The 16458-nt window shown below is 65.5% G+C and carries 17 protein-coding genes; 7 read left to right on the top strand and 10 right to left on the bottom strand.

Annotated elements, in window-relative coordinates; all coding sequences use genetic code 11:
- The first annotated feature begins 61 nt into the window (after positions 1-61).
- Positions 62-622 (top strand): carboxymuconolactone decarboxylase family protein, encoded by a 561-nt coding sequence (locus AB5K84_RS03190; protein WP_028175243.1) that lies wholly within the window; start codon positions 62-64, stop codon positions 620-622.
- A 66-nt stretch (positions 623-688) separates the two neighbouring features.
- Here the strand turns inward: AB5K84_RS03190 and AB5K84_RS03195 are convergent, their stop codons facing one another.
- Entirely contained in the window at positions 689-1063 is a 375-nt protein-coding gene (locus AB5K84_RS03195) for a hypothetical protein (RefSeq protein ID WP_038966659.1), read from the bottom strand.
- A gap of 97 nt (positions 1064-1160) precedes the next feature.
- Between AB5K84_RS03195 and AB5K84_RS03200 the strand changes: the two genes are divergently transcribed.
- Positions 1161-1409, top strand: coding sequence for a hypothetical protein (locus AB5K84_RS03200; protein WP_011083063.1), 249 nt, complete (start codon positions 1161-1163; stop codon positions 1407-1409).
- A gap of 9 nt (positions 1410-1418) precedes the next feature.
- Here the strand turns inward: AB5K84_RS03200 and AB5K84_RS03205 are convergent, their stop codons facing one another.
- Positions 1419-2354, bottom strand: coding sequence for an alpha/beta hydrolase (locus AB5K84_RS03205; protein WP_011083062.1), 936 nt, complete (start codon positions 2352-2354; stop codon positions 1419-1421).
- Positions 2355-2537: 183 nt separating this feature from the next.
- Between AB5K84_RS03205 and AB5K84_RS03210 the strand changes: the two genes are divergently transcribed.
- Positions 2538-3425 (top strand): branched-chain amino acid aminotransferase, encoded by an 888-nt coding sequence (locus AB5K84_RS03210; protein WP_038966658.1) that lies wholly within the window; start codon positions 2538-2540, stop codon positions 3423-3425.
- Positions 3426-3487: 62 nt separating this feature from the next.
- On the opposite strand, the gene AB5K84_RS03215 is transcribed toward AB5K84_RS03210, so the two are convergent.
- Both AB5K84_RS03215 and phaR read right to left on the bottom strand, forming a co-directional pair.
- Complete coding sequence (locus AB5K84_RS03215) at positions 3488-4108, bottom strand: class I SAM-dependent methyltransferase (RefSeq protein ID WP_038966671.1); 621 nt, start codon at positions 4106-4108, stop codon at positions 3488-3490.
- A 217-nt stretch (positions 4109-4325) separates the two neighbouring features.
- Complete coding sequence (phaR, locus tag AB5K84_RS03220) at positions 4326-4919, bottom strand: polyhydroxyalkanoate synthesis repressor PhaR (protein ID WP_011083059.1); 594 nt, start codon at positions 4917-4919, stop codon at positions 4326-4328.
- Between the two features lie 305 nt (positions 4920-5224).
- Here phaR and AB5K84_RS03225 point away from each other — a divergent pair, with 305 nt between their 5' ends.
- The 3 genes from AB5K84_RS03225 to yddG all read left to right on the top strand — a co-directional run bounded on the left by AB5K84_RS03225 (position 5225) and on the right by yddG (position 8417).
- A complete protein-coding gene (locus AB5K84_RS03225) occupies positions 5225-6403 on the top strand; it encodes an acetyl-CoA C-acetyltransferase (RefSeq protein ID WP_028175239.1) in 1179 nt (392 codons plus the stop codon).
- A 250-nt stretch (positions 6404-6653) separates the two neighbouring features.
- Positions 6654-7379, top strand: a complete 726-nt coding sequence (gene phbB / locus AB5K84_RS03230; protein ID WP_011083057.1) for an acetoacetyl-CoA reductase — start codon at positions 6654-6656, stop codon at positions 7377-7379.
- Positions 7380-7547: 168 nt separating this feature from the next.
- Positions 7548-8417, top strand: coding sequence for an aromatic amino acid exporter YddG (yddG, locus tag AB5K84_RS03235; RefSeq protein ID WP_011083056.1), 870 nt, complete (start codon positions 7548-7550; stop codon positions 8415-8417).
- A gap of 115 nt (positions 8418-8532) precedes the next feature.
- Here the strand turns inward: yddG and AB5K84_RS03240 are convergent, their stop codons facing one another.
- Together AB5K84_RS03240 and gloB are read right to left on the bottom strand one after the other, a co-directional pair.
- The gene (locus tag AB5K84_RS03240) at positions 8533-8955 is read right to left on the bottom strand and encodes a cupin domain-containing protein (RefSeq protein WP_011083055.1); all 423 of its coding nucleotides are present in this window, start codon (positions 8953-8955) and stop codon (positions 8533-8535) included.
- 23 nt (positions 8956-8978) lie between these two features.
- Positions 8979-9746: a hydroxyacylglutathione hydrolase gene (gene gloB, locus AB5K84_RS03245; protein ID WP_011083054.1), complete on the bottom strand. Its 768-nt coding sequence runs from the start codon at positions 9744-9746 to the stop codon at positions 8979-8981.
- Between the two features lie 108 nt (positions 9747-9854).
- Here gloB and AB5K84_RS03250 point away from each other — a divergent pair, with 108 nt between their 5' ends.
- Positions 9855-10595, top strand: coding sequence for a methyltransferase domain-containing protein (locus AB5K84_RS03250; protein ID WP_011083053.1), 741 nt, complete (start codon positions 9855-9857; stop codon positions 10593-10595).
- Positions 10596-10652: 57 nt separating this feature from the next.
- On the opposite strand, the gene AB5K84_RS03255 is transcribed toward AB5K84_RS03250, so the two are convergent.
- From AB5K84_RS03255 to ptsP, 4 genes are all read right to left on the bottom strand, one after another.
- On the bottom strand, positions 10653-11441 hold the full coding sequence (locus tag AB5K84_RS03255) for a DUF4167 domain-containing protein (protein ID WP_011083052.1): 789 nt from the start codon (positions 11439-11441) through the stop codon (positions 10653-10655).
- Positions 11442-11904: 463 nt separating this feature from the next.
- Positions 11905-12798, bottom strand: a complete 894-nt coding sequence (prmC, locus tag AB5K84_RS03260; protein ID WP_011083051.1) for a peptide chain release factor N(5)-glutamine methyltransferase — start codon at positions 12796-12798, stop codon at positions 11905-11907.
- Positions 12795-13880 (bottom strand): peptide chain release factor 1, encoded by a 1086-nt coding sequence (gene prfA, locus AB5K84_RS03265; protein WP_011083050.1) that lies wholly within the window; start codon positions 13878-13880, stop codon positions 12795-12797. Before prfA ends, prmC begins: the two co-directional genes overlap by 4 nt.
- A 58-nt stretch (positions 13881-13938) precedes the next feature.
- On the bottom strand, positions 13939-16206 hold the full coding sequence (ptsP, locus tag AB5K84_RS03270; RefSeq protein WP_011083049.1) for a phosphoenolpyruvate--protein phosphotransferase: 2268 nt from the start codon (positions 16204-16206) through the stop codon (positions 13939-13941).
- Positions 16207-16458 lie beyond the last annotated feature (252 nt).

Genomic DNA, 16458 nt, shown 5'->3' on the forward strand with positions numbered 1-16458 from the left:
TCACTTGCGATGCGCGCACATGCGGGCGACGGTCTCCGCTTCTCAACGAGGAGATCCTGCCGTGCGCCTTCCCATTCTCGATCCGAAAGATCTGACCGACGAACAGAAGCCGCTCTATGACGACATGCGGGCCGGCATCAAGGACCACTTCAAGGGCTTTGTGAACATGCGCGACGATGGTGCGCTGCTCGGACCCTGGAATCCCTGGGTCCGCGAGCCGCGCTTCGGCAAGCCGGTGTGGGAGCTGGTCAAGGCGATCGCGTCGAACCCGCTGCTGCCGGCCTCGGTGCGCGAGGTCGCGATCCTCGTCACCGGCTCGCATTTCCGCTCCGGCTACGAGCTCTATGCTCATGTGCTGGTGGCCGAGCAGCGCGGCCTCTCCGACGAGAAGCTCGCGACCATCGTGGCCGGGCAACGGCCGGTGGATCTGACCAAGCAGGAGGCGGTCGCCTACGACGTCGCATCGGCGCTGGTGAGCGGCGGCGTGCTGCCGGAACTGACCTGGCGCGCCGCGGTCAAGGAGTTCGGCGAGCATGGCGCGGCCGAGCTGTCCTATCTCGTCGGCGTCTATTGCATGGTCTCGGTCACGCTCAACACCTTCGACGTGCCGGTGCCGGAGTAGAAGCGCCTTGTTCTGTTCGAGCATGATCTTTTCGGAAAACCGCTGCACACTTTTCCGGATCATGCTCTAATTGCGCACGGTGTAGAGCGGCGTCCGCAGCGTCAGCTGGTAGGACGGTTTCGGCATCCATGCGATCTGCGCGGTGATGCCGAACAGGCGGTTGTCGTTTTTCGCAGCAGGCAGTCCGCTCGGCAGCGTCGCGCCCTGTCGTACCGCCAGGGCTTCGAACGCGGCCGACAGGGAGGTGTTGCCGAAGCCGAGCCCGAGCGTGCCCGCGGGAATCGTCGCGCAAGTCGTGCGCAGGTCGAGATAGATGTTCGGTACGGTCGGCTTCGCGATGGGCTGTGACGGGGCACGTGACGATCCGACGCGTGGCGACTTGATGACGGAACTGTTGTTAGATGGAACGTGATCACACCTGTGGTCAAGCGCTGTCCGCAAGCGATGGACTGCGCGGATGTGCGCGGGTACCCTGCGGTGATCGCGTTGACATACTCGCCGGCCAGAGTGCAGGCCGGACAATGGAGGGACGACAGTCATGAACACGTCACGCCGCATCCTGCTCACTGGTCTGGCAGGCCTCGCTGTCGCCCCGACCGCCGTGGCCGCCGCCGTTCCGCCGGCCGAACCTGGCGACGTGACGGTCGCCGAAGAGCGCTTCGCGCGCACGATCGCGGCCGCGCATGCCCCCGATGTCACCTGCACGCGGCAGGCCGAACGCTATGCGGATGCGCATTGGCCCGAATATGTTGCGGCAGCCAGGGCCGTGCTGGACGCGCGCGTGTGATTCGCGCTTTTACTTCTCGACCGCCCGCCGCACCTGTTCGCCGATCTGCGACAGCACGAGCTGTGCCTGCGGCAGGATCGCGCCCATGGCGTGGAAATTGTGGACCATGCCGTCATGGCAGACGTGCTCGACGGTGACGCCTGCGGCGAGAAGCTTGCGCGCATAGGCATTGCCTTCGTCGCGCATCGGGTCGAACTCGGCGGTATGGATGATTGCGGTCGGCAGGCCCGCAAAGCGTGTGGCGCGCAGGGGTGAGATGCGGGGATCGGCGGCATCGATGCCGCCGGGCAGATAGTCGGCGAGATCGGCTTCGATCGTGATGCGATCGATCAGGTGGCCTTCGGCGAACGCCTCGCGCGAAGGCGAGGTCTCCTCGAAATCAAGCACCGGGCAGATCAGGCATTGCGCGACGATGGAGAGGCCGGCGTTCTGCAGCGCTTCCTGGCACACGATCGCGGCGAGCGTCGCGCCGGCGGAATCGCCGCCAACCACGAGGCGTCCGGCGTCGATGCCGAGGGACGACGCTTCGCGTGCGACCCATTCGGTGGCGGCGATCGCATCGTCCACCGCGGCGGGAAATTTGTGCTCCGGCGCGAGGCGGTAATCGACCGAGACCAGGCGGCAGCCGGTGGCATGCGCAAGTGCCGCCGCGATGCGGTCGTGCGTGGCGACGCTGCCGGCGACGAGCCCGCCGCCATGAAAGAACACGAAGCCCGGCGCGCGCTCAGCGGCGGTTGCGGGCGAATACAGCCGATAGGGAAGCTCTCCGCCGGGGCCGGGCAGCGTGCCGTCGGAGACGGTCACGTCAGGCGCGTCAGTGCGCGCGAACTGCATCAGTTTCGCCAGCGACTGCCGCCGCGCCTCGACGCTCGGCCGGTTTCGCACCTGCGGCCCGGCCGCAGCCATCATGGTCAACAAACGCTTTGCGAGCGGATCGAGCGGCATGGAGGACTCCGTAACGTGGACGGCATTATATCCGGTTTGCTCCCCAATGTTATTTCACCGCGATGCTCACCCTCCGTCCAGGGGGCCCTCCAGGGGAGGGGGGCATTCCCCGCAGGGAATCATTTAGAAATTGCCCCCAATAGTCGTGCCATATTGCGGCATCACGCCAAGGGGAGGCCGGTCATGGCCGAGATCAAGAAAGCCATCGAATATTCGCCGAGTTGGACCTTCTTCGAGGGCAAATGGCACGACGGCAATGTGCCGATCATGGGCCCGCGCACGCATGCGGCCTGGCTCGGCTCGGTCGTGTTCGACGGCGCGCGCGCGTTCGAGGGCGTCGCACCCGATCTCGACCGTCACATCGCCCGTGCCAATCAGTCCGCGATCAATTTTGGCCTGAAGCCGGTGGTCGATCCCGGCACCTGGCTCACGCTCGCAAACGAAGGCATCGCGCGCTTCGCGACGAATGCCGAGCTGTATATCCGTCCGATGTACTGGGCGGAGAACGGGTCGGGCGGCGGCGTGCTGTTCGACCCCGAGACCACCAACTGGTGCCTGTGCATCTACGAGGCGCCGATGCCCAAACCCGTCGGCAACGCCATCACGCTGTCGCCGTTCCGCAGGCCGACTGCCGAATGCGCGCCGGTCGAGGCCAAGGCGGCCTGCCTCTATCCCAACAATTCGCGCGCGCTGGCGGAGGCCGCCTCCCGCGGCTTCCAGAACGCGCTGATGCTCGACATGCTCGGCAATGTCGCCGAGTTCGGCAATTCCAACGTGTTCATGGCCAGGGACGGCGTGGTGTTCACGCCGGTGCCGAACGGCACCTTCCTCAACGGCATCACGCGCCAGCGCGTCATCGGCCTGCTTCGCGCCGACGGCGTCACCGTGGTCGAGAAGACGTTGCGCTATGCCGACTTCCTCGCCGCCGACGAGATTTTTTCAACCGGCAATTTCGCCAAGGTCGCGCCCGTGATTCGCATCGACGAGCGCGAGCTGAAGCCGGGCCCGCTCTACACAAAAGCGCGCAAGCTCTATTGGGACTTTGCGCATGCGGTGAAGCTGGCGGCGTAGGCTTCCTGACGTCGTCCTGGCTTTCGCCAGGACGACACCGAAGGTGTGGCATGTGCCACGCCTCAAGAGCCGCGCCTCCGGAACCGGCTGAACTGAAACGCCTGCGTCGATTTCCACGGCGTGTGATGAGTCTCGCTGCGCGTTTCGATCAGCTCGAAATCCGGCCCCAACTCCGTCGAAAGACTCTTGCTGTCGTGGCGCTGCACCGGCAGGCCGCTGCATTTCTCCGGACCATCGAGCGCAAAGGTGGCGATGATGACGTGGCCGCCGGCCGCAACCGCCGACCGCAGGCGCTCGACGTAGGCGGCCCTGTCGCGCGGATCGGTCAGGAAGTGAAACGCCGCACGATCGTGCCAGACCTCGTAGCTGCGCGCCGGCCGCCACGTCGTGGCGTCGGCGACGATCCAGTCGACGGACGCGGCCGCCGGGCCGATCCGCCGCTTCGCAGCGTCGAGCGCATTGGCGGACAGGTCCAGCACGGCGAGATTGCGGTATCCGTCCTGCAGGAGAGCGTCCACCAGCCGCGAAGCGCCGCCGCCGATATCGATGATGCCTGCGCCGCGATCCACGTTGGCGGAGCGGATCATGTCGAGCGAGATCGCCGGGCTCTCCTGAAACCAGCTGACCTCGGTCTCGCCCTTTGTGGCGTAGACGTTGTTCCAATGCGCGCTTGGGTCGGACATGGCGGCTTCTCCAGCGTCGTCCTGGCGAAAGCCAGGACCCATTACCCCAGGAAGCAGTTTGGCGATGATTCGTCGTTCGGTACTGCTATCGATCTCTACCGACAGATCGCGCGGTATGGGTCCTGGCTTTCGCCAGGACGACATTGTGGAATGACGGGTGCACAATCGCCAAGCAAACGCCCGCGGCAGGCGGCCGCGCTGAGGCGAACGAGAGGACCTACTCTTCCTTCTTCGACATCCGCTCGAGGCGTTCCTGCATTTCCTTCATCTGCTGGCGCAGATCGTCGATGTTGCTGTCCTTCGGCGCCTCGGCGGTCGCATCGGGCTCCGGCTCCGGGGTGGTGGAGGAGCGCGCCGGCGGGGCGAAAGGCTTGAACATCGAGAAGGTCTGCTGGAACAGCTCCATGTTGCGGCGGACCTGCTCCTCCAGGGGCGCAAAGGGCGTGCCGGACAGCGTATTGGCGATCTGCTTGCGGAACTTCTCCTGTTCCTGGGTCAGCGTCGCGATCGACTGTTCCAGATATTTCGGCACCACCATCTGCATGCTGTCGCCGTAGAAGCGGATGAGCTGGCGCAGGAAGGTGGTCGGCAGCAGGTTCTGGCCGGCCTTGTTCTCCTGCTCGAAGATGATCTGGGCCAGCACCGAGCGGGTGATGTCGTCGCCGGTCTTGGCGTCGTAGACCAGGAAATCTTCGCCATCCTTGACCATGGCGGCGAGGTCTTCCAGCGTCACATAGGTGCTCGTTCCGGTGTTATAGAGCCGGCGGTTCGCGTATTTCTTGATGGTGGTGGGTTGGTCTGATTTCGCCATGGGCTCTCACTTGCAAGACGCTGAGAACGGGAACCCGGCGGCCGATGCCGCAGGGCGGGAAGAGTACGCAACGCAACAAAATAAGCATTTTCAAAGGGGTCACGCTACCGTTTTGTGCGCCACGGTTAATCGGGCAGCAAAAACGTGCTTGCGAAAGCGCCAAGAACGCTATTTGGAATGCGTTGCGGCATGAATTCGGTCACCGGCCGATTGACATGCCGCAATGACGTTAACAGGATGCCGTCCGAGACTGGCGAGCCGTTTCCCCAGCCCCGTCTGCCCCCATTCAACCCCAGGAGATGCCCATGTCAGACGATGTCGTCATCGTCAGCGCCGCCCGCACCCCGGTCGGAAGCTTCAACGGAGCGTTCGCGACCCTTCCCGCCCACGATCTCGGCGCCGTCGCCATCAAGGCCGCGCTGGAGCGTGGTGGCATCGAGCCCGGCCGGGTCTCCGAAGTCATCATGGGCCAGATTCTGACCGCCGCTCAGGGCCAGAACCCGGCCCGCCAGGCCTCGATCGCCGCCGGCATTCCGGTGGAGAGCCCGGCCTGGGGCGTCAACCAGCTCTGTGGCTCGGGTCTGCGCACGGTCGCACTCGGTTACCAGGCGCTGCTCAACGGCGATTCCGAGATCGTGGTCGCCGGCGGCCAGGAATCGATGAGCATGGCTCCGCACGCCCAGTATCTGCGTGGCGGCGTCAAGATGGGCGCGCTCGAATTCATCGACACCATGATCAAGGACGGCCTGTGGGATGCCTTTAACGGCTACCACATGGGCAACACCGCCGAGAACGTTGCGCGCCAGTGGCAGATCACCCGCGCCCAGCAGGACGAGTTCGCGGTCGCCTCGCAGCAGAAGGCCGAGGCCGCGCAGAAGGCCGGCAAGTTCAACGACGAAATCGTCCCCGTCACCATCAAGACCCGCAAGGGCGACGTGGTCGTCAGCGCCGACGAATACCCGCGCCATGGCGCAACGCTCGATGCGATGGCCAAGCTCCGTCCCGCCTTCGAGAAGGACGGCACGGTCACCGCAGGCTCTGCTTCCGGCATCAATGACGGCGCTGCCGCCGTGGTGCTGATGACCGCCAAGCAGGCTGCCAAGGAAGGCAAGAAGCCGCTCGCGCGCATCGTGTCGTGGGCCCAGGCCGGCGTCGATCCGAAGATCATGGGCTCGGGCCCGATCCCGGCCTCGCGCGCCGCGCTGAAGAAGGCCGGCTGGAACGTCGGCGACCTCGACCTGATCGAGGCCAACGAGGCCTTCGCGGCGCAGGCTTGCGCCGTCAACAAGGACCTCGGCTGGGACACCTCCAAGGTCAACGTCAATGGCGGTGCGATCGCGATCGGCCACCCGGTCGGCGCCTCCGGCGCGCGCGTACTGGTGACGCTGCTGCACGAGATGCAGAAGCGCGATTCCAAGAAGGGCCTTGCCACGCTGTGCATCGGCGGCGGCATGGGTATCGCGATGTGTCTGGCGCGCGACTGAATCTAGCTGTCGCGCAGCTTATTTGGACCATGCGCGTGCGCTGCACACATAAGTGAGTGCGTTGCACGCGACTAAAAAGGCAGCGGTTGCAAATCAAATATTCTTCGCAACCGCCTCAGCCTCGACTAAAGAGAAACGCCCGGCTCACGCCGGGCGTTTTGTTCTTGATGTCCGTCAAACGTCCCGCATAATCCGTAGCTAAAAACGATCACTCAGAAACGTCCGAAGAGTCCAAGGGAAGGAATACGATATGGCACGTGTTGCATTGGTGACGGGTGGTACGCGGGGCATCGGAGCTGCGATCGGCAAGGCGCTGAAGGCGGCCGGCTACAAGGTCGCGGCGAGCTACGCCGGCAACGATGCGGCGGCGGAGAAGTTCAAGGCGGAGACCGGCATCGCCGTCTACAAATGGGACGTCAGCAATTTCGACGCCTGCGCCGAAGGCGTGAAGAAGGTCGAGGCCGAGGTCGGCCCGATCGACGTGCTCGTCAACAATGCCGGGATCACCAAGGACGGCGCCTTCCACAAGATGAGCCTCGAGCAATGGAACGCCGTGATCGGCACCAATCTCGGCTCGCTGTTCAACATGTCGCGCCAGGTGATCGAAGGCATGCGCGGGCGCAAGTTCGGCCGCATCATCAACATCTCCTCGATCAACGGCCAGAAGGGCCAGTTCGGCCAGGTGAACTATTCCGCGGCGAAGGCCGGCGAGATCGGCTTCACCAAGGCCTTGGCGCTGGAGAACGCCAAGGGCGGCGTCACCGTGAACGCGATCTGCCCCGGCTACATCAACACCGAGATGGTGCAGGCGGTGCCGAAGGACGTGCTGGAAAAGTCCATCCTGCCGCTGATCCCGATCGGCCGCTTAGGGGAGCCCGAGGAAATCGCACGCGCGGTCGTGTTCCTCGCCGCCGACGAAGCCGGCGCCATCACCGGCTCGACGCTGACGGTCAACGGCGGCCAGTACATGGTGTGATGCGTAGGCATCACGCAGGCTGATATCGACGACGTCGTCATGCCCGGGCTTGTCCCGGGCATTTGTCCATGCACTGTCATTCCGGGGGCCCGCGATAGCGGCGAACCCGGAATCTCGAGATTCCGGGTTCTGCTCTTTGAGCCGCTCCGGAATGACGAGGCGATTTAAATGACTCCCCGCACCGCGACGCTGATCGGATTGACCGCGATCCTGATGTGGTCGCTGCTGTCAGTGATGACGGTGGCGACCGGAAAGATCCCGGCATTCCAGCTCGCCGCGATGACGTTTGCGATCGGCGGCCTCGTCGGCCTGCTCACCTGGATCGGCCGCGGCGAGGCGGCAAAAAGCCTGCGCCAGCCACTGGCTGTGTGGACCGTCGGCGTCGGCGGACTGTTCGGCTATCACGCGCTGTATTTTTTGGCACTGCGCTTCGCGCCGCCGGCTGAAGCCGGTCTGCTCAACTATCTCTGGCCGCTGCTGATCGTGCTGTTCTCGTCCTTCCTGCCGGGCGAGCGGCTGGCCGTGCATCACATCGTCGGTGCCGTGCTCGGCCTCGTCGGCACCGTGCTGCTGTTCGCCGGCAATACCTCCGGCTTCGCGCCGGGGGCGGTGCCGGGATTGATCGCGGCCTTCATCGCCGCCTTCGTGTGGGCGACCTATTCGGTGCTGTCGCGCCGATTGAAGGCGGTGCCGACCGACGCGGTCGCGGGCTTCTGTCTCGCCACGGCGTTGCTCGCTGCGCTGATGCATGGCGCGCTCGAAACCACCGTGTGGCCGGAGACGGCGCTGCAATGGATCTCCGTGATTGGGCTCGGCATCGGGCCTGTCGGGGCAGCGTTCTACGCCTGGGACATCGGCATGAAGCGCGGCGACATCCGCGTGCTCGGTGCCGCCTCCTACGCGACGCCGCTATTGTCGACCGGCTTCCTCATCGCCGCCGGCTTCGCAAAAGCCAGTGCCAATATCGCCATCGCCGCGGTCCTGATCGCCGGCGGCGGCCTGATCGCGGCGAAAGATATGGTGTTGCGGAAGCGATGATTGTCATTCGGGGGCGCACGACGTGCGAACCCGGAATCCATTTATCGGCGTCAATAGTGGCGAGATAGATTCCGGGTTTGCCGCTTGCGGGGCGCCCCGGAATGACGGTGTGGAGCTACGGCTCCCAGCCCTTCGGCGCGAGCTCGAACTTCGCGAACTCGAATGCGGGTGCCACGGTGCAGCCGACCAGTGTCCACTCACCTGTTGTCTCGGCCATCTGCCATGCATCGGCCGGTACGATGGCCTGCGGTCGTTCGCCGCTCACGAGATCCGTGCCGAGGCGGACCTCGTGCTGGGAGCAGCCCTCATGCGCGATGCGCAGCATCAGCGGGCTGCCGGCGTAGTAATGCCAGATCTCGACCGCATCGATGCGGTGCCAGTGCGAACGCTCGCCGCGCGCGAGCAGGAAGTAAATGAGGGTCGAGCGCGAACGGCCGTTGGCGTCCGTGGTCTGGTCGCGAAACGTCTCGCGATAGTGCCCGCCTTCGGGATGCGGTCGGAGTTCAAGGCGCGCGATGATCTCGGCTGCGGTCGGCATCGATCCCCGTCAGGATTTGTTCTTTAGGATTTGTTCTTGCGCTCGCGCAACTCGCCGAACACCGCGGCGGCATCCGCACCCTTCATGTGTAGCCTGGCTGCGACCGAGGGGTCATCGGCACGCAGGAACACGTTTGCTCGCTTCTCGTCACCAAGCAGTGAGGGGATCGTGGGCTTGTTCTCGGCGCGAAGCTTGGCCACCTCCGCCGCGCGCGCCTGAAGCGCCGCATTGTCGGGATCGACGGTGAGCGCGAACTTGACGTTGGAGGCGGTGTATTCGTGGCCGCAATAGAGCTTGAAATCGTCGGGCAGGGCCCGCAGCTTCAAGAGCGAATCCCACATCATCGGGTAGGTGCCCTCGAAGACGCGGCCGCAGCCGATCGAAAACAGCGTGTCGGCGGCGAACACGGTCTTCTCGGTGTCGAACACGTAGGAGATGTGGTCGAGCGTGTGGCCGGGCGTCTCCACGACGCGCGCCAGCAGGTTGCCGACCTTGACCACGTCGGCATTGGCGACGCGCAGGTCGACGTTGGCGATCGCAGTGGTCTTGTCGTGCGGCGCGACGACGCGGCAGTTGTATTTGTGCTTGAGTTCGGCGACCCCGCCGACATGATCGCCATGGTGATGGGTGATCAGGATGTCGGTGAGCTGCCAGCCCTCGCGCTCCAGCGCCTTCAGGATGGGGCCGGCCTCCGGCGCGTCGATCGACGCTGTCGCCTTGGTTTCCACATCGTGGATCAGGTAACCGAAATTGTCGTTTAAACAGCTGAAAGTACGAATTTCGGCAGCCATGACGTCTCCTTCGCGCTCAGCCCCGCCAGACAAATATGGCGTTAACGTTGCGCAGGCAATGCAATATTCAGCGCGCAGCCGCGGCCTTGCGCATGTTACATTGCCGTCATGAGCATCGACGTCGTCGACCTCCGCGAGTTCTATTCCCGTCGCCTCGGGATTGTGGCGCGGCAAATGATCAATCGCGGCATCAGGGAGCGCTGGCCGCGCGCCGAGGGCCAGCGTGTGCTGGGCATCGGCTATCCCACGCCCTATCTCGGACTGTTCCGGGAGGACGCCGAGCGCTGCCTCGCCTTCATGCCGGCGGCCCAGGGCGTCCTGAAATGGCCTACGGGGCGGCCGGCGCTGGCCTCGCTGGTGGATGAATTCTCGCTGCCGCTTCCCGATTCCGCGGTCGACCGCATCCTGCTGGTCCACGCGCTGGAGATGTCGGACGATCCGGCTGCGCTGCTGCGCGAGGTGTGGCGCGTGCTGTCGCCGTCCGGCCGCGTGATCGCGGTGATCCCGAACCGGCGCGGCGTGTGGACGCGCAGCGACAATACGCCGTTCGGCCACGGCCGGCCCTATTCGCGCTCGCAGATCACCGATCTGTTGCGCCAGACCTGGTTCACGCCGACCGCCTGGGGCGAGGCGCTGTTCATGCCGCCCTATGCCGGCGGCTGGGTGCTGAAATCGGCGCAGATGTGGGAGCGTGCCGGCGCGGCGCTGTCGCTACCCTTCGCCGGCGTGCACATCGTCGAGGCCACCAAGCAGGTCTATCGCGCGATCCCCGCCAAGCGCGAGCGGGCGCGGCTGATTCCCTCGTTGAAGCCGGTGCTGGTGCCGTCCTCGACGGTGACGCGCAGCTGAAAACAAATCGTCCCGGCGCGAGGCCGGGACGATGCAGATCAGAAAATCCGAAGGAGCTTACTCGCCGGGCGCCAGATCGTCGCTGGACGCGGCCGGAGCGGCTTCGCGCTCGGGGCGCGGGCCATGCGGCCGGCGCCGCCGGCGCGGAAAGCGCTCGCCGCCACCACCGCCCTCGAAGCCAGCCTGGCCGCCGTTCGCGCCGACATTCACTTGCGGCTGTGCGCCGGTGATGAAGGAGGGCAGGCGATCGACGCTGCCGGCATCGGCGATGACGGGCTGCGGCTGGTTCGGCGGCATTGGCTGCGGCTGATATTGCTGCGGCTGCGGACGATGGTCGCGTTCGCGGTGCTCGCGCGGCTGCTGGTTGTCGCGCTGGTACGACGGCTGGTTGTCACGCTGCTGGTGATCACGCTGATGATGATCGCGCTGGCCGTCGCGGTCGCGCATGAAGGGCTGCTGCTGTTGCGGCTGCGGGACGAAGCCCGGCTCCTGGCCGAAATTCGAGAAATTCTCGCCGTCGTCTTCGCCGTCGTCGCTATTGCTGCTGATGGGCTCGTCGCCGCGCGGCTGCTGGTTCTGGCGGAACTGCTCCTGGGCGGCCGCGATCAGGCGGAAATAGTGCTCGGCGTGCTGGTAGTAGTTCTCGGCCGCAACGGGGTCGCCGGAGGAGCGCGCGTCGCGCGCGAGCTGCAGATATTTTTCGGCGATGTGCGAAGCCGTGCCGCGGATCTTGATATCGGGTCCGTTGGACTCGTAGACCCGGGTCATCGGGTTCTGGCCGCGCCGGTTGTTGTTATTGTTGTTGTTGCGGTTGCGCATCCGCTGCTTGTTCTGACCGTTTCTCATGTCCTGCCTTTAATTCCAGCCCTAAAGGTTGCACGCATTACCGATTGCTAGGAGTGACCTGATGACAGCGGTTCACATCGCTCACGCGCACCGCGCGCAAGAGGCGGCTTGAACCCTGCCAATGTTCGTCGACCGTCGCGTTCAACAAAGACGCGTTCCCCACCCGCCAGCATTCATTGCCAGCGAACCCATTCATTTTGCCTGCCAAAACAAGCCCTGGTTTCTTGCGTTAGTCTTCGCGCGCAATATCAGGCTTTCGTTCACTTTGCGGTCGGAAAGCTGCGCACCTCAATGGGCTATCGCGCTTAACAGGACCTGCGGCTTGGAACCTAAAATCAGTGAAGCTCTCGCCCGAGAGCCCGGCTTTCGCCCGTAGGTGTACGGGGCCGACACCGATGTGTTGAGTAGAAGGTAGTCGTTCCCAAGGGATATTCCAAGTGGTTTTTACAGGCCAATCCGGCTTTTATGGGGGCATTTTTCGGGCCGAAACGGCCCGTGGGATACCCGCCAAATCGGCCTTGGGCGGCCTGTCCACCACCAACGCCGCAGCCGTCAAAAGGGTTTCAATATTTCGGGCCTGGCCCTGTCCGGCCTCGACGATCAGCGCTCCGCCGGGCGCGAGACGCTCGGCCGCCTGCGGGATCAGGGCGCGGTAGGCGTCATATCCGTCGTTGCCGCCGTCGAGCGCCAGATGCGGATCGTGCTCGCGCACCTCGAGGCTCAATTTCGGAATTTCGGCAGAAGGGATATAGGGCGGATTCGACACGATGAGGTCGAATGGGCCGCGGAGCGCCGCTAAATAGGAACAGGCGACGAAGGCGGAGCGGTCGGCAAGGCCAAGGGTCACGGCATTGCCCCTGGCGGTCTCGAGCGCGTTCAGGCTGAGATCGGTGCCGACGCCGAAGGCGCCGGGGATATCGTGCAGCAGCGCCAGCAGGATCGCGCCGGATCCGGTGCCGATGTCGGCGATGCGTGGCTGCTGGGTTGCCTTCTGCTCGCGGAAAAGCTCGAGCGCGCGCTCGACCACCGTCTCTGTGTCGGGGCGTGGGACCAGGGTTGCGTCCGACAGGCGGAACGGCAGGCCCCAGAATTCGCGCGTGCCGAGAATGCGCGCCACCGGCTCGCCCGCGATCCGGCGTTGCGCATGCTGCGCGATCCGCGAGGCCTCCGCCTCCGTGAGAAGCCGGGCGGCCTGCGCAATCAGGCCGGTGAGATCGAGGCCGAGCGCAGCACCAAGCAGGATGCGGGCGTCGAGCTCGGCTTCCTCGAGCTGCGCCGATCGCAGCCGCGCCGCCAGTGTACGCCGTGCGCTCTCGATCGATTGTCCGGTGAAGGGATCGCTCACGCGGGGCGTCACGCCGCCGCGCCTTGCGCGGCGAGCTGTGCGGCCTGGTGCTCGGTGGTCAGCGCGTCGATCAATTCGCCAAGCGCTTCGCCCGCGATCACCTGCGGCAGCTTGTAGAGCGTTAGATTGATGCGGTGGTCGGTGACGCGCCCTTGCGGGAAATTATAGGTGCGGATGCGCTCGCTGCGATCGCCGGAGCCGACCTTTTCCTTGCGCTCGGCCGAGCGCGCCGCATCGACGCGTTGCCGCTCGGCGTCGTAGATGCGCGAGCGCAGGATGTTCATCGCCGAGGCGCGGTTCTTGTGCTGTGAGCGGCTGTCCTGCATCATCACCACGATGCCGGTCGGGATGTGGGTGATGCGGATCGCCGATTCGGTCTTGTTGACGTGCTGGCCGCCGGCGCCCTGCGCACGCATGGTCTCGATGCGCAGATCGTCGTTCTTGATGTCGACGTCGACATCCTCGACCTCCGGCAGCACCGCCACCGTCGCGGCCGAGGTGTGGATGCGCCCCTGCGTCTCGGTGTCGGGCACGCGCTGCACGCGGTGCACGCCGGATTCGAACTTTAGCTTCGAGAACGCGCCGCGGCCCTGCACCTCCGCGATGATTTCCTTGTAGCCGCCGACGGTGCCTTCGCTCGCCGAGATGACCTCGACCTTCCAGCCCTGCAGGCTGGCGAAGCGCTCGTACATCCGGAACAGGTCGCCGGCGAACAGCGAAGCCTCGTCGCCGCCGGTGCCGGCGCGGATTTCCAGCACCACGTTGCGGTCATCCATGGCGTCCTTGGGCAGCAGCGCGACGCGGATTTTCTGGACGAGATCCTCGATCCTTGGCGCCAGCTCGTCGCGCTCGGCTTCCGCCATGCCGCGCATCTCCGCATCCGTCGCGGGATCGGCGATCAGCGCCTCGGTGTCGGCGAGTTCTTTAACCGCGGACCGGTAAGTCTTGACCGCCTCGATCAGCGGCGTGATCTCGGCGAGCTCGCGCGTGATCTGCACGTAGCGCTCGGAGGCGAGCTGTCCCAGCGATTCGGCCTCGAGCGAAGCGTGATGCGCGAGCAGGACGTCCAGTTTGGCTTCGGGGAGTGACGACATCGGGTAAGTCTCAAATGACGGAAGGCGGCGAGGCGGCGGGAAGCGGGCGACAGGCCCGCTACAAGGCCAGGCCTTCGGCCTCGGCAAATTCCGTCAGCTTCTGCCGGATCGAGACGCTGCCGCTTGGCGCATCCAGCAACGGGCCGAGCATCGCCTCGGCCTTCTTGGCATCGAGATCGATCACCATCGCCTTGACCGGGCCGAGCGCGGTTGCCGACAGCGACAGCGAGCGATAGCCCATCGCGATCAGCGCCAGCGCGCCGATCGGCTTGGAGGCCATCTCGCCGCAGAGCGACAGCGACTTCTGCGCCGCATGGGACTTGCGGGCAATGTCGCGGAGCGCGCGCAGGATCGGCGCCGACATGGTGTCGAAGCGCTCGGAGACCTTGGCATTGCCGCGGTCGACCGCGAACAGGAACTGGAACAGATCGTTGGAGCCGACCGAGATGAAATCGACCTTCTTCAGGAGCTCGTCGAGCTGATACAGCAGCGCCGGCACCTCGACCATGGTGCCGATGTCGATCCGCTCCGGCAGCGTGTGGCCGTGCTGGCGCAGATATGTCAGCTCGCGCTCGACCAGCGCCTTCGCCGCATCGAATTCGGCGACCTCCGAGATCATCGGGAACATGATGCGCAGCGCGCGGCCGCCGCCGGCGCGCAGCAGCGCGCGGATCTGGCCGCGCAAAAGGCCGGGACGGTCGAGCCCGAGCCGGATCGCGCGCCAGCCGAGCGCGGGATTCTCCTCGATCACCGCTTCCATATAGGGCAGCGCCTTGTCGCCGCCGATGTCGAGGGTGCGGAAGGTGACGGGCTTGGTGCCCGCCGCATCCAGCACGGTGCGATAGAGCGCGAGCTGGTCGCTGGTGCGCGGCAGGCTCTGGCCGACCATGAATTGCAGCTCGGTGCGGAACAGGCCGATGCCGGCGCTGCCGGTGTCCTCGATATGCGGCAGGTCGATGGCGAGACCTGCGTTGATCATCAGCTCGACCTTCTGGCCGTCCTTGGTGACGCAGGGCCGGTCGCGCAGCGCGAGGTACTGCGCCTGGCGGCGGGCACGGAAGCGCACGCGCTCGGCGAAGGCCGCCTCGATCTCCTGCGAGGGGCGCACATAGATCGAGCCCGATGTGCCGTCGACGATGATGGCGTCGCCTGGATCGGCGATACCGGGCGCGTTCGGCACTTCGCCGACCGCAGGGATTCCGAGCGCGCGCGCCACGATCGAGACGTGGGAGTTGGCGGTGCCTTCCTCCAGCACGATGCCGCGCAGGCGCTTGCGGTCGTAGTCGAGCAGCGCCGCCGGGCCCATCGCGCGGGCGATGACGATGGCATTGTCGGGCAATTGTTCGCGTGACGGCGCGTGGTCCTGGCCGACGAGCTGCCGCATCAGGCGGTAGCCGAGATCCTCGAGGTCATGCAGCCGGTCGCGCAGGTATGGATCGGTCGAGCGCAGCATGCGCGCGCGGGTGTCGGACTGCACGCGCTCGACGGCGGCTTCCGCGGTGAGGCCGGTGGCGACCGCCTCGTGCAGCTTGTGCGACCAGCCCTGGTCATTGGCGAACATGCGATAGGCTTCCAGCACCTCGCGGTGCTCGCCGCCCTCGGCGACGTCGCCGCGCTCCAGCATGCGGTCGAGATCGGCGCGCAGCTTGGCGAGCGCGGTGTCCAGCCGCTTGATTTCCTTCGGCAGGTCCTCGGCGATGTAGTCCTTGATGACGACGCGCGGCTCGTGCAGCACGACATGGCCGAGCGCGATACCTTCCGACAGGATCGCGCCGACCTTCTGCATGGAGTGGCGCGCGGCCGGCTCGAGGCCGGGCTGGGCCAGCGCCGACAGTTCGCCGGAGGCGATCAGCTCGGCCAGCACCATCGCGGTGGTCTGCAGCGCCTCGAGCTCTTCCTCGACATAGGTGCGCTTGGCGCGGTTCTGCACCACCAGCACGCCGAGCGTGTTGCCGGCGCGCAGGATCGGCACGCCGAGGAAGGAGTGGTAGATCTCTTCGCCGGTCTCCGGGCGGAACGAGAAGGCCGGATGGCTCTGCGCGTCGTTCAGATTGAGCGGCGTCGCCTCGCTGGCGACGAGGCCGACCAGGCCCTCATGGGCGCTGAGCACGGTATGGTGCACCGCCTCGCGGTTCAGACCTTCGGTGGCGTAGAGCTCGAGCGTGTTGTCGATGCGCAGCACATAGACCGAGCACACCTCGGCCACCATGTTGGCGGCGATCAGCACCACGATCTTGTCCAGCCGCTCCTGGGCCGAGACCTGCTCCGCCATGGTTTCGCGGAGCCGTCTCAACAAGACGCGGGGACCTCCCGACGCGCTCCGCATGTACCCTCAGTCTCCTCCGTCAGCCGGGCCCGAAAGGGGGTCCCGGCGGCTCGCCCGAAAATCCAGAAAAACAACGAATTTGCTCATCCGGCGCCGGCCCGGGTCCAAATCTTCTTCAGATTTGGCGCCTGAGCCGAATCAGCACCGCCTCAACTGGGGCACAGTATGTGGCAGCCCACCCTGTTCGCCGTATAGCGAATTGGGGCTTGTTTTGCCAAGCAAAACGCCTGCCAGACGCGAAGGTGTGTACAC

The sequence above is a fragment of the Bradyrhizobium sp. 1200_D9_N1_1 genome (assembly GCF_052075915.1).
Classification (GTDB): Bacteria; Pseudomonadota; Alphaproteobacteria; order Rhizobiales; family Xanthobacteraceae; genus Bradyrhizobium; species Bradyrhizobium diazoefficiens.